Raw genomic sequence first — 18,084 nt, forward strand, 5'->3', positions numbered from 1 at the left:
TTTCATGAACGCACCCCAGAACAACACAGAGCGCCGCCTTGGCCCCGCCCTGCGCGCCGCCTTTCCCCACACCATCCCGGTTTTGACCGGCTTTCTCTTCCTTGGCATCGCCTACGGCGTTTTGATGAACGCCAAGGGCTACGGCCCCCTCTGGTCCACCCTAATGAGCGCCGTGGCCTTTTGCGGAAGCATGCAGTTTGTGGCAATTACCCTGCTGACCACGGTGTTCGACCCCGTTCAGGCGGCGCTGCTGTCCTTCATGGTAAACGCCCGCCACCTGTTTTACGGCATTGTTATGCTGGAAAAATACCGGGGGCTGGGCAAGGCCCGCATTCCGCTGATCTACGTTTTGTGTGACGAGACGTTTTCCCTTGTCTCCACGGTGGAACCGCCGGAGGGCGTGGATAAAAAACACTTTTACCTCTCCATCTCTCTGCTAGACTATTTATACTGGGTGGGGGGCACGGCGCTGGGCGGCCTGCTGGGGGACTTCATTCCCTTTGACACCGCCGGGCTGGACTTTGCTCTGACGGCGCTGTTTGTGGTGCTGTTTATGGAGCAGTGGAAAAAGAGGGAGAATCGAGCCGCCGGACTCATCGGCATAGTTGCCACAGCGGCGTGCCTGCTGGCGTTTGGGCCGGACAACCTGGTGATTCCCTCCATGCTTGCAATCGTTGCAATTCTGCTGATAGGGAGGAAAAAGCTGTGTACCTGAGCGTGCCTCAAACACTGATACTCATTCTGGCCGTGGCTGTGGGGGCACAGCTTACCCGGTGGCTTCCCTTTTTGCTGTTGCCGGAGGGGAAAGAAGTCCCCAAGACGATCGAGTATCTCGGAAAGCTTCTTCCCCCCGCCGTTATGGGCCTGCTGGTGGTATACTGCCTGCGAAATGTCTCCCTTTTTGCCCCGTCCCACGGGATTCCGGAGGCGGCGGCGATTCTTACCGTGGGCCTGCTCCATTGGTGGAAAGGAAACGTCCTTTTGTCCATCGCCGGGGGAACCGCGCTTTACATGGTGCTGATTCAAACGGTGTTTGCTTAAACGGAAACGCTGGCCCGCATTCGCGGGATTGTCCCCGCCACTTTTTGCCGGAATGTTATTTGTCATGCGTTAAACAGCTGATTAAAATAAGTCCGCCGCGCAGTCCCAAGGGACCGCGCGGCGGGCGTTTTTATCGGAAATTAAAATTGCGGTGTTTTCACCTGACGCGTTAACCGCTGCTGCGGCCGCTGGCCTGATTGGTAAGATACCGCTGGAGCATGGCCGAGGCAGCCGCGCGAGTCACAGAGGCGCCCGGCGCCAGCGTTCCGTCGGAGCGGCCGGAGAGGATGTTGTTTGTGACGCACCATGCAACGCCCTCATAGGCGTACTCGGAAATGCTGTCCCGGTCCGGATAATCCAGCAGGAACATCCACGCGCCCTGGAAACCGCCGCCCCGGTGCTGCTCCCAGCGGTAGAGAAACGCGGCCAGCTGCTGACGGGACACAATTTCATTGGGACGGAAGGTGTTGTCAGAATAGCCGTTCACCAGCTTGTTGCCCACGGCCCAAGTCAGCGCGTTCAAATAGTCCCCGCCGTCCTGCACGTCTTCAAACCCGGGAATAGACTGAATCACCACGGGGCTGCCCGCCAGCTCATAGAGCGCTTTCACCAGCTCCGCCCGGGTCAGGGCATCGCCGGGGCGGAACGCCAGCGTGGAATCGCACCGCAGAAGGCCACGGGAAGTCACGGCGAGAATGTCGTCATAGGCCCAGTGGTTTTTCTCCACGTCGGTAAAGGGCAGACCGTCATAGGCAAACAGCACCGCCCGGGTCACCTCCGCGCCGCTGCTCCAGGCCAAAAACCACGTACCGGGAATCAGGTCCCGATAGGTAACGAGATTTTTCGTCAGATAGGGCGAGGTCTTGGCGTCAAAGGGAACGGTCATCCGCTCTCCTTCGAGGGTAGTAAGGGCCACGCCGCTCTCGTTCACGGTGTCCACCGCTATCACCTGCTGATAGGTGGGGGCCTTAGCGTCTTTTGGTAAATTGCGCAGGATTACTACGGCCCGGGCCTGCGGCGGCTCACTCAAAGCCATGATGGGGTCCACATATATCCGTACGCTCTCCCCGTCTTTCAGTCCGGTCATACTTGTGGCCACACCGTCGGTGGCATCCACAATGTATGCTGTCTCGTTATAACCCACAATTACCTGACTGCCGTTTTCCTTGGTCAGCAGCAGGGTCTTCTCGCTTGTCTGCTTCACCGTGCCGTCCAACAACACAGGCCCCAGAGGGGCTGAAGCCACTGGCTCCGCCTCCGCTCCGGCGGCCGGAACCGCCATCAAAGCGGCGCACAGCACCAACCCCAGTAGCGCACCCATTCTCTTTTTTTTCACAGCATATTCCTCCTTTAAAAATCCTCGCGGCTCTCACCGCGTCTGCCATTGTCTCTTGAGACGCTTGAACCGGCAAAAAAGTTTCCGAACATTGACATCATCGGGTAAATCCGTTAAAATATCTTCACACCAAAAGCGTCCTGTGACCCGCCGGGACATCCGGAAAGGAGTGCAGCTTCATGGTAAAAATCACCGTGCTCGTGAAATTCCCTGGTCAGCCGCTTTGTTATATGCAGGTCCCCACCGACCGGATTGAGAAAATTTACAGCAGCATTGCCGGGCTGCAATCCACTGAGGTCAACACGTTTTCCTTATATCGCGGCTTCTATTACATCCTTCTGGATGGGAACGGCGACAAAAAGAAGCTTCCCCAAAACATGACTGCCTATCTGGTAAACCCCCAGGGAGATACAAGCGTGTTGGATATCAAAGGGGTGTTTGTCATCTGCAAGCTTCCCAACGGATTGGCGGGACCCATGACCGACATGACCCCGCAGGACGCGGAGCAGGTGGTCAAGCTCCTGCGAAACTGAATATATTAAAAGGGCTGCGGAGGAAGTTCCTCCGCAGCCTTTTTTATTTGTTCGGGTCGAGGAACGCTCGTCCCGCTTTTTATTTCTTGCCGTGGAGGGACTTCATGCGCCGCTCGTGGTCCAGAATCCGCTTGCGCATCCGCAGGCTCTTGGGCGTGACCTCCAAAAGCTCGTCGTCCGCCAGGAATTCAAGACACTGCTCCAAACTCATCTGCCGGGGCGGCACCAGACGCAGCGCCTCGTCCGAGCCGGAGGACCGGGTGTTGGTGAGCTGCTTTTTCTTGCAGATGTTCACCGTCATGTCCTCGTTGCGGGGATTCACGCCGATGATCATTCCGCCGTACACCGGCACGCCCGCTCCGATGAACAGCGATCCACGCTCCTGCGCGTTGTACAGGCCGTAGGTGATGGACTCGCCGGTTTCAAAGGAAATCATCGAGCCGCTGGCCCGACGCTGGATATCACCCTTATAGGGAGCGTAGGTTTCAAAGACGGAGGCCATAATTCCCTCGCCCTTGGTGTCGGTCAAAAAGTCGTTCCGATAGCCGAACAGGCCACGGGCGGGAATCAAAAATTCAATCCGCATACGGTTGCCCAGCGGGGTCATCTCCAGCATGTCCGCCTTGCGCTGGCCCAGCTTTTCAATGACGGAACCCACGCTGTCGCTGGGCACGTCCACCACCAGCCGCTCGATGGGCTCGCACTCTTTTCCGTCGATCTCCTTGTACAGCACGCGGGGGGGAGACACCTGAAATTCATAGCCCTCGCGGCGCATTGTCTCAATCAGGATGCTCAGGGACATTTCGCCCCGGCCCGCCACGTTGAAGGCCTCGGAGGTGTCCGTGTCGGAAACCCGGAGGGACACGTCCTTCAGCGTCTCCTTATACAGCCGCTCCCGGATCTGGCGGGAGGTGACGAATTTCCCCTCCCGGCCCGCGTAGGGCGAGTCGTTCACGGAGAAGGTCATCTCCATGGTGGGGGCGGAGATGGCCACAAAGGGCAGCGGCTCCACGTTGGCAGGCTCGCAGATGGTGTCGCCGATGGTCACGTCGGGAATGCCGCTCATGGCAATGATGTTGCCGGCGGTGGACTCGGTAACGGCATTGCGGGCAAGACCCTCAAACTCATAAATGGCGGTGGCCTTCGCCTTGCGGGGCGTGGCCTCCGGCGCATGATAGTTGCAAACCGCAATCTCCTGATTCTGCTTCAAAACGCCCCGCTCGATGCGGCCGATGGCAATGCGGCCCACAAACTCGTTATAGTCGATGGAGGACACCAGCATCTGGAAAGGCTGCTGGGTGTCCGCCTCCGGCGCGGGGATGTATTGCAGAATCGTCTCGAACAGGGGGTTCAGATCAGTCCCCAGATTCTCCGGCGTATAAGAGCAGATGCCCTGCCGCGCGGAGCAGAACAGCATGGGGCTGTCCAGCTGCTCGGCGGTGGCGTCCAGGTCCATCAGAAGCTCCAGCACTTCGTCCACCACCTCGTGGATGCGCTGGTCCGGGCGGTCAATCTTGTTCACCACCACGATGACCCGATGGCCCAGCTCCAGCGCGCGGCTGAGAACGAAGCGGGTCTGGGGCATGGGGCCCTCGGCGGCGTCCACCAGCAAAATGACGCCGTTGACCATTTTCAAAATGCGCTCCACCTCGCCGCCGAAGTCCGCGTGGCCCGGGGTGTCCACCACGTTGATCTTCGTGTCCTTAAAGCGCACGGCGGTGTTCTTCGCCAGAATCGTGATGCCACGCTCCCGCTCCAGATCGCCGGAGTCCATCACGCGCTCCACCGTCTCCTGATTTTCGCGGTACACGCCGCCCTGCTTAAGCATTTGGTCCACCAGCGTGGTTTTGCCGTGGTCAACGTGGGCGATGATGGCGACGTTTCTCAGTTGTTCATTCTGCATATTTTGTTCTTCTCCTTATTGTATGGCGAGGGTTCCGGGCAGCCCCCGCGTCACGCGCCCACCTGTCGGGCACGCAAGTATTGCACGTTTTTTTGCACAGCCTTATATTATATGCTGAATCTTCAATTTTTGCAAGAAAAACCTTTGAACGCGCACGTTCAAAGGTTTTTAATCGTTTTTTAGGGAGGAAATCACGCCGTCGAGAATATCCAGCGCCTGCTTTCGGCGGGTCACGTCAAGGGCCTCCAGCTTTTTGAGAATGTAGTTGCTCTTGGCCTCATAGCCCGCCACCAGACTGTCCTGAAGCACATCGTCCGCCGGGGCCGCCAGTGTATTGAGAATGAGGATGAACGTCTCCAGCTTGGGTACCTTGGCGCCGCGCTCAATGTCGGTTAAATATCTGGCGCTGATACCGATTCTTTCCGAACATTCCTCAATCCTCCACCCGGCCTTGGCCCTGTATGCTTTCAGCTTCCTACCAAGGCTCATGGAATCCAATAGCATCACCCCCCATTTATTCAGGGATAACATCTACAAATAGAATACACATTACAAAGCGAATACAACAGAATCTATTTGTAGAAAAATCCCCGGATAGAGGTTTGACATACTGAAAATGGATGCTAGCATTGTAATTGTGAATCCCATTTTCCAGTTGTAAGGCTATAAAAAGAACGGGAGAGAGAACGTATGATACAGTCAACCGGCATTGTCAGAAAGGTGGATGAGCTGGGTCGGGTCGTCCTGCCTGTTGAGACGAGAAAGCGCTTCGGCATTGAGGAAAAGGACGGCCTTGAAATCCTGATGGATACGGACGGCGGGCAGATCATCCTGCAAAAGGCCTCGGCGGTGTGCGTCCGGTGCGGCTCCGCGGAGGCACTGAAACAGCTCAACGGCTGCACATACCTCTGCGCCAAATGCATCGCCGCCCTGCAATAACCGCGCTCTGGGCGGCATCGAAGCTGCCGCCCGGCCCCCAGTCCTCCGTTCCACGGCACGTCCCCTGCGCCTCCATTGGCAGGGAACGGCAAAACCGGCGCGGCCTGTGGGCCGCGCCGGTTTTATATCAGAGGGAATGAACTTTCCCCCTAAAAAGCCTCCATGGTTTCAATCAGGTTTTTCACGATGCGCCCGGTCATGCCCCATACGGCCCGGCCCTCCCAGCGCCAGATGGGAACGTCCACCTCGCCGCCCTCCCAGTTATAGGGGGGCGAAACGCCCACCGCGTCATAGGGAAAGTCCGAGGGGCTTTCCGGCTCCAGCGTATAAAAGTACATCTCCGGCGGGTTGCTGCGGAAAAACTCCAGCGGCACGGTGAATACCTCTGCCACCTCCGCCGGGGAGGGGCGCAGGGCACAAAAGCCCGCCTCGTCCACCAGTCCCGGCACCGGCTGAAGGAAAAAGTGCCCCGGTTGGCAAAGATAGTCCGACCGGCCCAGCAGTTGAATGCTGCTTGGGGGAATGCACAGTTCTTCCTCCGTCTCCCGCAGGGCGCATTGCTCCGCCGTCTCCCCCGGCTCCATCCGTCCGCCGGGAAAGCAGACCTGCCCACCCTGGCGGCGCAGCGTGGCGGCCCGCACCTCAAAAAGCAGGTGCAGCCCATCCTCCCTCTGCACAAAGGGGCACAGCACCGCAAATTCATTTTTTCGCCCCAGCAGTCCCGGCGTGTGGTCCTTCCAAAGGGCGTGAAGTGTTTTTATGTTGATTTCTTTCATCTTGCCAAATCCTTTTTTCTGCAAACTCCCTCAGCCCAGCAAAAAGGAGAGGGCCTGCTTCCGATTTTCAATGTCTACCGCGGGTACGGCGGGGGCATACTCACCGTCAAGGGACCACGGCACCTCATCCTCCGTCTCCATGTGGATGGAGGACACATGGCGGAACACCAGCCCGCCCCGGTCATACTCCTGATTTAGCAGAGCCAGAATGAGGTTGTTCAGCTCGATGGGCGTTTTGGGGCTGGGGACAAGCAGCATTTCAAACTTTCCGTCGTCCAGCACCACCCGCTCCGGGTCCAGCTTCATCAGCCCGCCGATGGAGGTGGAGTTGCACACAGCCCCGAACAGGTATTCCCCGTCAAGCCGCTCTCCGTCTGCGGTGATGCGGAGACGATAGGGCCGCAGGGTGTTTAAATCCTTCATGCCCTCCAATATATAGGCAAAGTGGCCCAAGGCGTTTTTCGCGTCCTGTGACGCGGTATACGCCGTGCGCACAAAGGCGCCAAAGGAGGCCACGTACACAAAATACCGCCGGTTCCATTTCCCGATGTCCAGCCTGCGGGCTTCGCCGGCCATGGCCGTGCGGGCCGCCTGCACCGCGCCGCTGGGGATGCCGAGGCTTGCGGCAAAGTCGTTGGTGCTGCCCCGGGGGATATAGCCCAAAATCGGCGGATTCTCAAGGCGCATCAGGCCGGAGACAGTCTCATTCAGCGTCCCGTCTCCGCCCACGCAGACCACCGCGTCGTAATTTGCTCCCTCCGCCGTCACCGTCTCCGTTGCGTCGCAGGCGCCCACGGTGCTGTGGATTTTCACAAGGTAGCCCGCGTCGGAAAAAACACCCAGCGCGTCAAACAGCGGGGAACGGGACTGCGTTTTTCCCGACCGGGGATTCACAATCAGAAGCAGTTTTTTATCCTTCATCGCGGGCCTCCCGTCTGTAAGCCATTAAGAATTTGTAAATAGTTAAAAAACAAGGGCCTTCAAACCCGCTGAAACAGTATAGCATGCCCCGTGCGGTATTGCAATTCTCTTTCCCCCCGTGTTACAATAACGAAAATTGGCTCGCAATTTGCGGCCGGAACAAAGGAGGCGACGCCGCGTGCGGCAGAGCAGATATTGGAGGGTGGGCGTCACCGTATTTTTGACCGCCGCGGCGATTCTTCTGTTTTACGACGTGCTGTTTGGACAGCGGGCGGCAGTGGTGCTGCTGCTGCGCCTGTTCACAGCGCTGGAACCGATTCTTTACGGAGCCTTGATGGCCTACCTTCTGGCCCCTGTGGTGGATTTCTTCGACCGGCGCATTGCCCGGGGCCAGCGCCCCATTCTGAAAGGGGACGGCACGCTCCGGGCCACCGGCGTGCGGGCGGTAAGCCTGCTTTTGACGTGGATTGTCATTACCGTCTTTAGCTATCTGCTTTTGAGCATTCTTCTGCCTCAGGTCTATAAGAGCGTCCTGCGGCTGATTGCAAACATGGAAAATTACTATAATACCATCAACGTCTGGATTGCCGGATTGTTGGAGCAAAACCCCTCTCTGGAATCCTGGGTCACGGCCCAGTTGAATGCGTATTATATGGACCTGTCCACGCTGATCACCGATCAGGTGCTTCCTCAGGCGCGGAATCTGATGTCCGCTCTGGGCGGCGGGGTTATTTCGGCGCTGAACTTTTTGAAAAATTTGTTGGTGGGGGCCATTGTTTCCGTATACCTGCTGGCCACCAAGGAGCGTTGCGGAGCATACGTCCGCAAGCTGGTGTGCGGCTTCTTCCGCCCCTCTCAGTCGGTTTGGATTTTCCGGGCCGTGGGCAAGGCGGACAGCATTTTCAGCGGCTTTGTCCGGGGAAAGCTGCTGGATTCCCTGATTATCGGCATCCTCTGCTTCATCTGCTCCAGCTTCTTCCAGTTTCCCTATGCGCCGCTGGTGTCCGTCATCGTGGGCGTCACCAACGTGATTCCCTTCTTCGGCCCCTTCCTCGGAGCCATCCCCAGCACCTTCCTGATTTTGCTGGACTCTCCCATCAAGGCGCTGTATTTCGTGTTTTTCGTTCTGGCCCTCCAGCAGCTGGACGGCAACGTAATCGGCCCCAAGATTCTGGGAGATCGGACGGGCCTTTCCAGCCTCTGGGTCATCATCGCCATTCTGGTGGGCGGCAGCTTTTTCGGCGTGCCGGGAATGTTTTTCGGCGTGCCGGTGTTTGCGTGCTTCAATACCTTTGTGGAGTTTTTAGTGAACAGTCGCCTGAAAAAGCGCGGCATGCCTACAAGCCCTTCCTCCTATTTGCACGAAACTCCAGAGGCGACGGCGGTTTCCCCTGCGAGGAAGCAATCCGGGCCGGCGGAAGCGCGCAGCGCTGAAACAAGCCCGGAAGAAGAGGACAAACCGTAAAATTTTCTTGCATTTGCTGGCAGAATCGTGTAAAATACGGCCTTGCGGAACGTTTTTTCTGAACGGCCCGCAAGGCCCCTTTTTGAATAAAACTGAATAGGAGCCAAAAACTTTTCAAACCCGGCGGACCCATTGGGCCGCCAGGGGAAGGAGAAAGCAATGAAACAGCGTATTTTGGCAGGATTCCTGGCGACACTTCTTTGCGCCGCACTCTCGGGTTGCGGGGGCGGCAGCAGCGCAAGCGGCTCGACAGGAGGACAAAGCACGGGCGGAAACAGCCCGGTGCCCGCGGCGGATTCCATTACCGTGGGCATTTCCCAGGATTTAGACGAAAGCCTTGACCCACACCTAACGGTATCGGCAGGGACCAGAGAAGTCATGTTCAACGTATTCGAGGGGCTGGTAAAGCCCACTCCCGACGGGGATCTGATCGACGCGGTCGCCAGCCACCATGAGGTATCAGCCGACGGAACGGTGTACACCTTCACGCTGCGTGAGGGCGTGACGTTCCACAACGGCGCGGCGGTGAGCGTGGACGACGTGGTCTGGTCCATCGAACGCTGCGCCGACGCCGACGAGGGAAAATCCCCGCTGGTGGAGGCGTTTTCTGCTATTCAGTCGGTCAAGGCGACGGATGAAAAAACCGTTGTCATCACGCTGAATACAGCGGAGAGCGAATTTTTGGCGTCCCTTACCACCGCCATTCTCCCCAAGGACTATGATGCGCAGGCCACGGCTCCCGTGGGCACCGGACCTTTCAAATTTATAAGCCGGGTGGCCGGAGACTCCATTGCCCTTGAGCGGTTTGACGGCTATTGGGGGGAAAAGCCCGCCCTGAAAAACGTGACCTTTAAAATATTCGAGAGCGGCGACGCGATGGTGCTTGCCCTGCAAAGCGGGGCGCTGGACCTGTGCGCCCATCTCACGCCCACACAGGCCGCCCAACTGGGAGACGGCTTTCAGGTTTTGAACGGCACCATGAATCTTGTTCAGGCGCTTTATTTGAATAATGCAGTAAAGCCGCTGGACGACCTGCGGGTTCGCCAGGCCCTTTGCTATGCCGTGGACAAGCAGCAGGTGATTGATCTGGCAGGCGACGGGACAGGCAAACCCCTCGGCTCCAGCATGTACCCGGCGTTTGCCAAGTACTTTGACGATTCCGTCACCGACTATTATACCCAAAACCTCGAAAAGGCCAAGACCCTGCTGGCAGAGGCCGGGTATCCGAACGGCTTTGACCTCACTATCACCGTTCCCTCCAACTATCAGCCCCATGTGGACACCGCGCAGGTGCTGGTGGAGCAGCTGAAGGCTGTGGGCGTGAACGCCAAAATTGAGCTGGTAGACTGGAGCACCTGGGTCAGCCGGGTCTATACCGACCGGAACTACCAGTCCACAGTGGTGGGCGTGGACGCCAGCAGCATGACCGGCCGGGCCATGCTGGAGCGGTTTACCTCCGGCTACGGCAAAAACTTCGTGAATTACGCCAACGCGGAATACGACGCGCTGTTTAAGCAGGCCCAGCTGGTTTCCGGCGCGGGCGACGATGCGGAGCTGGTGAACCTGTACAAGCAGCTGCAGGAAAATCTGGCGGCCAACGCCGCCAATGTCTACTTGCAGGACTTGGGCGATCTGGTCGCCGTCCGCGCGGGGCTTGACGGGTATCGGTTCTATCCCATCTACGTGATGGACCTCTCCGGCGTGAAGGCCGGATAATTGTGCAAGCTTGCGCACACCCGGAGACGGAAAGGAGGCGGCGGCCTTGAAATACGCGGCAAAAAAACTGGCGGCGCTGCTTGCGACCATGCTGGCTGTCTCCTTTCTGGCTTTCGCGGCATTTCAGGTGGTGGCGGGGGACCCCGCCACCGACCGGCTGGGAACGGAGGCCACGCCCCAGCGGGTGGCGGAGCTGCGGCACGAAATGGGGCTGGACCGCCCCTTTCTGGTGCAGTATGGAAGCTGGCTGGGGGGCTTTGTCACGGGTGATCCCGGACAGTCCTATTCTGGGGGACCCGTTGCCGATCTGCTTTCCGCCCGGCTCCCGGTGACACTGACGCTTAGCCTGATGGCCTTTGCGCTGACGCTGGCGCTGGCTTTGCCTTTAGGCCTTCGCTCCGTGCGGCGGGGCGGGCGGCTTGAGGGCGCGGTGAACACGGTGGCAAATCAATTTTTGATGGCCCTGCCCCCGTTTTTCACCGGCATTTTGCTGACATGGCTGTTCAGCATCCTTCTGCACTGGTTTCGCCATGGGGCCTTTCCCGGTTTCGGGGCGGATGTGGGCGGGTCCCTGTGGTATCTGCTGTTTCCCGCCGTCGCCCTCGCCATTCCCCGGGTGGCCCAGACCGTGCGGATGCTCCGCAGCACCGTGCTGGCGGAGATGGATAAAGACTATGTGCGCACCGCCATTGCCCGGGGAAACGACCGGTCGGGGGTGTTATATCGTCATGTTCTGAAAAACTCACTGGTACCGGTGGTGACCTTTCTGGCCCAGACCATGGCGGAAATTGTGGCGGGGAGCATTGTGGTGGAGCAGGTGTTTAACCTGCCGGGGCTGGGGCGGCTGCTGCTTACGTCCATCTCGGGGCGGGACTATCCCACGGTGCAGGCCATCGTGGTAATTCTGGCCCTGTGGGTGGTGCTGGCAAACACCGCCGCGGACCTGATCAACCGCTTCATCGACCCAAGGCTTGGAGGTGCGCGGACATGAAAACGCTGCAAAAGGCCGTTCGCGCCCACCGAAACGCCTGCTTTATTGCAGGCTGCATCATCACAGGGGTTCTGCTGGCCCTGATTCTGCTGGGCGCGGTGTGGACGCCCTACGACCCCACCGCCATGCGGGGCAGTGAAACCCTGCTGCCCCCTTCTTTTACTCATTTGTTCGGAACGGACAACTTCGGGCGGGACATATTCAGCCGCGTCCTCAAGGGCGCGGGATTTACGGCTTTGGTTGCCGGGGGAACAGTGGCAATCGGCGGACTCTTCGGCACCCTGATCGGGGCGCTGACCGGATATTTCGGCGGTGCGGTGGACGAGGCGCTGATGCGCCTGAACGACACGATTACCGCCTTTCCCAGCATTTTACTGGCGCTGGTGTGCGTGGCCGTCTTCGGCTCCGGAAAATATCAGGTGCTGCTGGTTCTGGGGATTGTGTTTATCCCCAGCTTTGCCCGGGTATCCCGAACGGCGTTTGCCGCCCTGCGGGACGCGAATTTTGTCCAGAGCGCCCGGTTGATGGGCGCGGGCAGCGCGCGCATTCTTTTTGTCCATATGCTGCCAAACACACTTCATATCCTGCTTCCCGCCCTGACCATCGGGTTTAACAACGCGGTGCTGGCGGAGGCGTCCATGAGCTTTCTGGGCCTTTGCGGCCAGCCGCCGGAGGCGTCTCTCGGTGCGCTGCTCTCCGAAGCGCAGGGGATGTTCGTCACCGCCCCGTGGTACGCGCTTTGCTCCGGCGGAATGATTGTGGCGCTGATTTTCGGTGTGGGCCTCATCGGCGAGGGACTTCAGGACGGAAGGGGGGATCGGAATGCTTGAAATCCGGGACCTTCATGTAAAGTTCCACTCCCGCTGCAAGGAGGCGGTGGCCGGCGTGTCCCTCTCCATTGCTGACGGGGAAATTCTGGGCCTTGTGGGAGAGTCCGGCTCCGGCAAATCCGTCACCGCCATGTCGGTGGCGGGACTGTTGCCCCGCAAGCAGTGCAGCTATTCCGGCGATGTACTGCTGGACGGGCAGGACCTGCTCCACGCGGACCGCGCGGCCCTACGAAAAATTCAGGGCCGGGACATCGGCGTGGTGTTTCAGGAACCGCAGTCCAGCATGGACCCGCTGATGAAAATCGGGCGGCAGATTGAGGAGTGTTTGTACCTACACACGGATATGAACCCGGCGGAGCGCCGCGCCCGGGCCCTTTCCGCCATGGCGCGGGTAGAGCTGCCGGAGCCGGAGACGCTTTATGACAAATATCCCCACCAGCTTTCCGGCGGTATGCTTCAGCGGGCAATGATTGCCGCAGCAGCCGTGATTCATCCCAAGCTTTTATTGCTGGATGAGCCGACCACCGCGCTGGACGTGACCATTCAGTCCCAGATTCTGGAGCTTTTAAAGCGGCTGAACCGGGAATACGGCATGTCCATGCTGTTCATCTCCCACAATTTGAACGTGGTCCGCAGGATTACCTCCCGGGTGGCGGTGATGCAGACCGGCGTGATTGTGGAGGCAGGGGCCACCGAGGAGGTCTACTCCAATCCCCAGCACCCCTATACGAAAAAGCTGGTGGCCGCCATTCCCTCCCGAAATAAGCCTGATTTCGATTCCAATATGTAATAATTCGATTTTATATTTCAATTTGTGATGAAAAATATCTGTGTTAACGGAGGGAGGGTTCCACAATGACCGATCAGCCTGCCCTGTCCGTCCGCCATCTTACCTGCGGGTATGAGAGCGGCGGCGGACTTCTGGGAAAAGCAAAGCGCCGGGAGGTGCTGCACGACGTCACCTTTGACGTGCGCGAGGGAGAGATTCTCGGTCTGGTGGGAGAATCCGGCACGGGAAAGTCCACTTTGGCAAAGGCGATTCTGGGCATGATCAAGCCTGACTCCGGCGAAATTGTCCACTACACCAAGCGGCCCCAGATGATTTTTCAGGACCCGTACAGCTCTTTGAATCCCGCCTATTCCGTGGCGTGGATTTTGGAGGAGCCGCTGCGGATTTTCGGTAAATACAACGCAGAGGAGCGGGCGCAGCGCGTGCGGGACATTCTTGCCCGGGTGGAGCTGCCCGAGGAGGTGCTGGACGCGAAGCCCGCGGAACTTTCCGGCGGGCAGCGCCAGCGGGTGTCCATCGCGGCGGCGCTGATTCAGCGGCCGAAATTTTTGGTGGCGGACGAGCCAGTGTCCGCGCTGGATGTGACCATTCAGGCCCAGATCCTGGGTCTTTTAAAAAAGCTGAACCAAGAGCTGGAGCTGAGCTATCTGTTCATCTCTCACGATTTAAACGTGGTGTATCAGCTCTGCCACCGGGTATTGGTGATGAAGGATGGGCGAATAGTGGAGCAGGGGACGGTGGAGGAGCTATTCGGCAATCCCAAAGAGGACTACACCCGCCGTCTGCTCGCCTCGGAGTGACGGATATGAAACCATTTTTTCTGCGGTATAAAAAACTGCATCTTTGGCTTGGGGCGGATTTGCTGCTTCTGGCAGTCTTTTTTGCCGTCCGGTGGAACAGCGCGTGGATGACCGCCCTGACGGAGCGGGTGACGAATCCCTTCCGCCGCCTGCTGGGCTTTTTCAGCTATCGCGTGAATTTTTCCGTGATGGAGGTCCTGTGCGGATTGCTGGTGGTGTTTGTTGCCGCCTATCTCATTCTCGGAACCATCTCTGTCTTTCGGACGCGGGAGGGCCGGGGCCGTCGGGTATATGGCGCGGTGCTTGGAGCCATGTGCACGGGTCTGACCGTCTGGCTGGCGTTTTGCTGGCTGTGGGGCGTGCAGTACCGGGCGGACGGCTTTCAGGCCAAATCCGGCATTGTCGCCGAGAATGTGTCCCTGGAGGATTTGGCCGCCGTCACCCAGTATTTCGCAGACCGGCTGGAAGAGACGGCGGGGCAGGTTCCCCGTGACGAAAACAGCCTGTTCTCTATGTCCACAGAGGAAATTCTGAAAGAGAGCGTTGGCGTTTACGGCCCGGTTTCAAAGGAGTTTCCCTTTCTGGCCTTCGACGACGCACCGCCCAAGGCGGTTTATTTTTCCCGCGTGATGAGCATGCTGGACTTCACAGGATTTTACTGTCCCCTCGTTGGGGAAAGCAACGTAAATGTGGACAGTCCCGCCGTGTTTCTTCCCTCCACCGTGGCCCACGAGCTGGCCCATCAGCGGGGCTTTGCCTCAGAGCAGGAGTGTAACTTCATCGCGGTTCTGGCCTGCACCGTCTCCGGTCTGCCGGAATACGCCTATTCCGGCTGGCTTTTGGGCTATATACATCTGGGGAACGCCCTGTATCAGGCGGACCCAGACCGCTGGCAGGAGGTCTACGAGGGGCTTCCCGACACCGTGCGGGCGGATTTGGCTTACAATAATGCCTACTGGGCGCAATTCCGGGATACTGTCGTGAAAAAAGTCTCCAACAAGGTCTATGACGGACTTCTAAAGGGCTACGGCGATGAGAACGGCATGAAGAGCTACGGTATGGTGGTGGACCTGCTGACGGCCTATTACAAAGAACCCGCCGTTTGATCCGGCCATCTGAAAGAAGATCGAAAAATGAACAGGGCGGAGTTCCGTTTTCAGCCCCCTTGAACCACCTACGTGAACCTGTAATAAAAACCAGAAAATAATACTTTCTGTATTAAACCTCGCACACAAAATTGGTGTGGGCATTCATTTGCGCAGCTTATTCCGCCCTATCGCAGATACGTGCATGGTTTAAATTCCCACTGCATTGGAGCTAAAAAAAGAGCCGTTTCAAAAGCATGCGCTTTTGAAACGGCTTTAAAACGTCCAGACAGAACTCAAAGGTTTTCACTTGATAATTGCTGCTTGTGCGCTTTTTTGTATTCCTGCTTGATCACATTCCGATTAAGAGCCAAGTGCATGGACATGGCAGCCCGCGCCCCCATGGAATCCCAGTCGGTGATACAATTTACCACCTGATCGTGGGTTTCGATGGTTGCCTCCAACAGCTCTTTGCGCGTGATATTTGCGATCAAAATGACTGCCGCATCAATGATGGGCATCAGCGGCGCCACCACCATATTGTGGGAACATTTGGCAATGTAGGAATGAAATATCACGTCTTCATTCAAATAATCCTGCCCTGCTTCAATTTTTTTGCGGACAGCATCGCTGTACACTTTTAAAAGCGCAGCTTCCTCATCTGTACGATTGAGCGCAGCCATCTCGGCAATCGTTGGCTCCAGCATCATCCGCACATCCGTGAGGTCCAATGCCAGTTGGATTTTATCCTCAACTGCTTTCAGTCCCAGCGGATCCTCCCGAAGCGGCGTTGTGGAAGAAACATATGTACCGGACCCGTGCTTAACATGCAGAACGCCGCGTGAAACCAATAGTTTCACCGCCTCGCGAATCGTCCCGCGGCCAACATCAAACAGATTCGCCATCTGATATTCATTTGGAAGCTTCGCACCGATCAGCAGTCCTTCATCAAGAATATACTGAAAAAGTTTTTCTTCTATCCGCTCAGTAAGTGCCCGAGTCTTAATGCTGGATAATTCTCCCATATTATCCTCCTTCAAAACCAAACTGAAACCGTCAAGCTTTTTAATGACGCAACATTGTGCGGCAAATTTCGAAAAGCCGAAGTCTGGCAACGCGCTGCACAATCCGACTTAATGTCCAGCTTGCACACAGTATCGCTGAAAAAGCCGAGCGTGTCAAGCCCCACGTTTCCGTCGGGTATGTGGAGAGTCGGGGAGCTGGTCTTCTCAATGGCCGCCCTCGGGCTCTCAAGACCACTATTGCTATATCACTTGATTTATTTTTGAAAAGCTCCGGTTGAGATACTCATCCATACAACCTCGCAGGGCATGATTTGCCATGCCTTCCACCGATGAAAGGCTGATTAGGGGTTTTTCCAGTGATCTAATAAGCGCGGGACATCCTTTCTGGGTGTCCCGCGCTTATCTTTCCTCTCCGTTATGGCAGATTTCCCAAAGAAGGACGCAACGAGGACAAATGACATTCAGCCAAAAAAAACGCGTAGAGTGCTTTAATATCAGAAAGTCATCGGACGTCTTTTGATCCAGAAAGCGCAAGCAAGGCCGGGTCAACGCCAAAAACGGCCAAAAAAATCGATTTTTTGGTAAAACACACAAAGCAAACAAAAAATTTAAGTAAAAAGTAGAAATGATTTTAGACAACTTGTATCGGCTTTTTTTGAAATTTATAATTAGAGCGCAAACATACGAGAAACAATTTGCCGCATTCCAGTGAGGCTGTACATATCCCGGTTAAGCAAAGACTTCCCCATTGCGGAGAGAAATAAGGAAAGTGTGGTCATTTTATGAAAATCACTGCTGTCAACACCTACTACGTCCGTCCCAGATGGGGCTTTGTAGAAATCGAAACTGACGAAGGCTGTACCGGCTGGGGTGAAGCTGTTCTGGAAGGGCACGCAGACGCTGTTTTGGCTTGCGTGAACGAGTACAAGTCTTATTTGATGGGGCAGGACCCCTCTCGCATCGAGGATCTGAATGCGACCATCTATCGCGCCGGCTTCTATCGCGGTGGCGGCGTTCTGATGAGTGCACTGTCCGGAATCGATCAGGCACTCTGGGATATTAAGGGAAAGTTTTTCAACGCCCCTGTTTACGAACTGATGGGCGGCAAATGCCGCGACAAGATCCGCGTGTATTCTTGGATCGGCGGCGACCGTCCCGCTGATACCGGCGCAATGGCCAAGGAGCGCATGGATGCCGGCTTCAGCGCCATCAAAATGAACGCTACCGAAGAATTGCAGATGATCGACTCGTATGAAAAGGTCGATGCTGTTTTGGCACGTGTGGCCGCTATCCGGGAGGCTTGCGGCAAGTACTTTGGAATCGCGATCGATTTCCACGGCCGCGTGCACAAGCCCATGGCAAAGGTTCTTGCCAAAAAGCTTGAGGAGTTTGACCCCATGTTCCTTGAGGAGCCTATCCTCTGTGAAAACATGGAGTGCTTCAAGGAAATTGCCGCCTGCTGCAACATCCCCATCGCAACCGGCGAGCGCCTGTTCACCAAATATGATTTCAAGCGCCTCCTGCAAGCCGGCGGCGTAGATATTATCCAGCCGGATCTGAGCCATGCCGGGGGCATTACCGAGGTCAAGAAGATCGCCTCCATGGCCGAGGCCTATGACGTTGCACTGGCTCCCCACTGCCCCTTGGGCCCCATTGCACTGAGCGCATGCCTGCAGGTCGATGCCACAAGCTACAACGCTGTCATTCAGGAGCAGTCCATCGGCATTCATTACAACGTCGGCAAGGAAGTTCTGGATTATGCGCTCAATCGTGAGGACTTCCGGTTTGAGAACGGGTTTACGAACATGCCCACCAAACCCGGTCTGGGTGTTGAAGTCAACAAAGCATTGGTTCTGGAAGAAAACGAGCATCCCCATCAGTGGAAGAATCCCGTCTGGCGCCATGCGGACGGCTCCGTGGCTGAGTGGTAACT

18 protein-coding genes are annotated in these 18,084 nt (G+C 57.1%); 12 read left to right on the forward strand and 6 right to left on the reverse strand.

Going from position 1 to position 18,084, the window contains the following annotated elements; all coding sequences use genetic code 11:
* Window positions 1-4 precede the first annotated feature (4 nt).
* Complete coding sequence (locus tag ABVS15_RS08095) at window positions 5-715, forward strand: AzlC family ABC transporter permease (RefSeq protein WP_369283223.1); 711 nt, start codon at window positions 5-7, stop codon at window positions 713-715.
* Window positions 706-1,041, forward strand: coding sequence for a branched-chain amino acid transporter permease (locus ABVS15_RS08100; RefSeq protein WP_369283224.1), 336 nt, complete (start codon window positions 706-708; stop codon window positions 1,039-1,041). The genes ABVS15_RS08095 and ABVS15_RS08100 overlap by 10 nt, the downstream gene beginning before the upstream one ends.
* Window positions 1,042-1,210: 169 nt before the next feature.
* On the opposite strand, the gene ABVS15_RS08105 is transcribed toward ABVS15_RS08100, so the two are convergent.
* On the reverse strand, window positions 1,211-2,377 hold the full coding sequence (locus tag ABVS15_RS08105; protein WP_369283225.1) for an S-layer homology domain-containing protein: 1,167 nt from the start codon (window positions 2,375-2,377) through the stop codon (window positions 1,211-1,213).
* 179 nt (window positions 2,378-2,556) lie between these two features.
* Here ABVS15_RS08105 and ABVS15_RS08110 point away from each other — a divergent pair, with 179 nt between their 5' ends.
* On the forward strand, window positions 2,557-2,910 hold the full coding sequence (locus ABVS15_RS08110) for a hypothetical protein (protein WP_369283226.1): 354 nt from the start codon (window positions 2,557-2,559) through the stop codon (window positions 2,908-2,910).
* 79 nt (window positions 2,911-2,989) lie between these two features.
* Here the strand turns inward: ABVS15_RS08110 and typA are convergent, their stop codons facing one another.
* Together typA and ABVS15_RS08120 are read right to left on the reverse strand one after the other, a co-directional pair.
* Entirely contained in the window at window positions 2,990-4,813 is a 1,824-nt protein-coding gene (gene typA, locus ABVS15_RS08115) for a translational GTPase TypA (RefSeq protein ID WP_369283227.1), read from the reverse strand.
* A 168-nt stretch (window positions 4,814-4,981) separates the two neighbouring features.
* Window positions 4,982-5,317, reverse strand: coding sequence for a helix-turn-helix domain-containing protein (locus ABVS15_RS08120; protein ID WP_369283267.1), 336 nt, complete (start codon window positions 5,315-5,317; stop codon window positions 4,982-4,984).
* Window positions 5,318-5,503: 186 nt separating this feature from the next.
* Between ABVS15_RS08120 and ABVS15_RS08125 the strand changes: the two genes are divergently transcribed.
* The gene (locus tag ABVS15_RS08125; protein ID WP_369283228.1) at window positions 5,504-5,752 is read left to right on the forward strand and encodes an AbrB/MazE/SpoVT family DNA-binding domain-containing protein; all 249 of its coding nucleotides are present in this window, start codon (window positions 5,504-5,506) and stop codon (window positions 5,750-5,752) included.
* 149 nt (window positions 5,753-5,901) lie between these two features.
* On the opposite strand, the gene ABVS15_RS08130 is transcribed toward ABVS15_RS08125, so the two are convergent.
* A complete protein-coding gene (locus ABVS15_RS08130; protein ID WP_369283229.1) occupies window positions 5,902-6,528 on the reverse strand; it encodes a CoA pyrophosphatase in 627 nt (208 codons plus the stop codon).
* 30 nt (window positions 6,529-6,558) lie between these two features.
* Window positions 6,559-7,449 (reverse strand): diacylglycerol kinase family protein, encoded by an 891-nt coding sequence (locus tag ABVS15_RS08135; RefSeq protein ID WP_369283230.1) that lies wholly within the window; start codon window positions 7,447-7,449, stop codon window positions 6,559-6,561.
* 178 nt (window positions 7,450-7,627) lie between these two features.
* On the opposite strand from ABVS15_RS08135, the gene ABVS15_RS08140 reads away from it, so the two are divergent.
* The 7 genes from ABVS15_RS08140 to ABVS15_RS08170 all read left to right on the forward strand — a co-directional run bounded on the left by ABVS15_RS08140 (window position 7,628) and on the right by ABVS15_RS08170 (window position 15,147).
* On the forward strand, window positions 7,628-8,914 hold the full coding sequence (locus ABVS15_RS08140) for an AI-2E family transporter (protein ID WP_369283231.1): 1,287 nt from the start codon (window positions 7,628-7,630) through the stop codon (window positions 8,912-8,914).
* Window positions 8,915-9,073: 159 nt separating this feature from the next.
* Entirely contained in the window at window positions 9,074-10,630 is a 1,557-nt protein-coding gene (locus ABVS15_RS08145) for an ABC transporter substrate-binding protein (protein WP_369283232.1), read from the forward strand.
* Window positions 10,631-10,676: 46 nt separating this feature from the next.
* Window positions 10,677-11,621 carry an ABC transporter permease gene (locus ABVS15_RS08150; protein WP_369283233.1) on the forward strand — a complete coding sequence of 315 codons (945 nt, stop codon included), beginning with the start codon at window positions 10,677-10,679 and terminating at the stop codon, window positions 11,619-11,621.
* Window positions 11,618-12,451 carry an ABC transporter permease gene (locus tag ABVS15_RS08155; protein ID WP_369283234.1) on the forward strand — a complete coding sequence of 278 codons (834 nt, stop codon included), beginning with the start codon at window positions 11,618-11,620 and terminating at the stop codon, window positions 12,449-12,451. The genes ABVS15_RS08150 and ABVS15_RS08155 overlap by 4 nt, the downstream gene beginning before the upstream one ends.
* Window positions 12,444-13,241, forward strand: a complete 798-nt coding sequence (locus ABVS15_RS08160; protein WP_369283235.1) for an ATP-binding cassette domain-containing protein — start codon at window positions 12,444-12,446, stop codon at window positions 13,239-13,241. The genes ABVS15_RS08155 and ABVS15_RS08160 overlap by 8 nt, the downstream gene beginning before the upstream one ends.
* Window positions 13,242-13,306: 65 nt before the next feature.
* Window positions 13,307-14,041: an ABC transporter ATP-binding protein gene (locus tag ABVS15_RS08165; RefSeq protein ID WP_369283236.1), complete on the forward strand. Its 735-nt coding sequence runs from the start codon at window positions 13,307-13,309 to the stop codon at window positions 14,039-14,041.
* Window positions 14,042-14,046: 5 nt separating this feature from the next.
* Window positions 14,047-15,147: a DUF3810 domain-containing protein gene (locus tag ABVS15_RS08170; protein ID WP_369283237.1), complete on the forward strand. Its 1,101-nt coding sequence runs from the start codon at window positions 14,047-14,049 to the stop codon at window positions 15,145-15,147.
* A gap of 275 nt (window positions 15,148-15,422) precedes the next feature.
* Here ABVS15_RS08170 and ABVS15_RS08175 read toward each other — a convergent pair whose 3' ends face one another.
* Complete coding sequence (locus ABVS15_RS08175) at window positions 15,423-16,151, reverse strand: FadR/GntR family transcriptional regulator (protein WP_369283238.1); 729 nt, start codon at window positions 16,149-16,151, stop codon at window positions 15,423-15,425.
* 782 nt (window positions 16,152-16,933) lie between these two features.
* On the opposite strand from ABVS15_RS08175, the gene dgoD reads away from it, so the two are divergent.
* Complete coding sequence (gene dgoD, locus ABVS15_RS08180; RefSeq protein WP_369283239.1) at window positions 16,934-18,082, forward strand: galactonate dehydratase; 1,149 nt, start codon at window positions 16,934-16,936, stop codon at window positions 18,080-18,082.
* Window positions 18,083-18,084 lie beyond the last annotated feature (2 nt).

Source organism: Oscillibacter sp. GMB15532 (genome assembly GCF_041020825.1).
GTDB lineage: Bacteria > Bacillota > Clostridia > Oscillospirales > Oscillospiraceae > Oscillibacter.

Excerpts from the sequence above, each read along its gene's own strand:
- ABVS15_RS08095 (WP_369283223.1), top strand. The coding sequence starts at position 5 with ATGAACGCACCCCAGAACAACACAGAGCGCCGCCTTGGCCCCGCCCTG.
- ABVS15_RS08110 (WP_369283226.1), top strand. The coding sequence starts at position 2,557 with ATGGTAAAAATCACCGTGCTCGTGAAATTCCCTGGTCAGCCGCTTTGT.
- typA (WP_369283227.1), bottom strand. The coding sequence starts at position 4,813 with ATGCAGAATGAACAACTGAGAAACGTCGCCATCATCGCCCACGTTGAC.
- ABVS15_RS08120 (WP_369283267.1), bottom strand. The coding sequence starts at position 5,317 with ATGCTATTGGATTCCATGAGCCTTGGTAGGAAGCTGAAAGCATACAGG.
- ABVS15_RS08125 (WP_369283228.1), top strand. The coding sequence starts at position 5,504 with ATGATACAGTCAACCGGCATTGTCAGAAAGGTGGATGAGCTGGGTCGG.
- ABVS15_RS08130 (WP_369283229.1), bottom strand. The coding sequence starts at position 6,528 with ATGAAAGAAATCAACATAAAAACACTTCACGCCCTTTGGAAGGACCAC.
- ABVS15_RS08135 (WP_369283230.1), bottom strand. The coding sequence starts at position 7,449 with ATGAAGGATAAAAAACTGCTTCTGATTGTGAATCCCCGGTCGGGAAAA.
- ABVS15_RS08145 (WP_369283232.1), top strand. The coding sequence starts at position 9,074 with ATGAAACAGCGTATTTTGGCAGGATTCCTGGCGACACTTCTTTGCGCC.
- ABVS15_RS08155 (WP_369283234.1), top strand. The coding sequence starts at position 11,618 with ATGAAAACGCTGCAAAAGGCCGTTCGCGCCCACCGAAACGCCTGCTTT.
- ABVS15_RS08160 (WP_369283235.1), top strand. The coding sequence starts at position 12,444 with ATGCTTGAAATCCGGGACCTTCATGTAAAGTTCCACTCCCGCTGCAAG.
- ABVS15_RS08165 (WP_369283236.1), top strand. The coding sequence starts at position 13,307 with ATGACCGATCAGCCTGCCCTGTCCGTCCGCCATCTTACCTGCGGGTAT.
- ABVS15_RS08170 (WP_369283237.1), top strand. The coding sequence starts at position 14,047 with ATGAAACCATTTTTTCTGCGGTATAAAAAACTGCATCTTTGGCTTGGG.
- ABVS15_RS08175 (WP_369283238.1), bottom strand. The coding sequence starts at position 16,151 with ATGGGAGAATTATCCAGCATTAAGACTCGGGCACTTACTGAGCGGATA.
- dgoD (WP_369283239.1), top strand. The coding sequence starts at position 16,934 with ATGAAAATCACTGCTGTCAACACCTACTACGTCCGTCCCAGATGGGGC.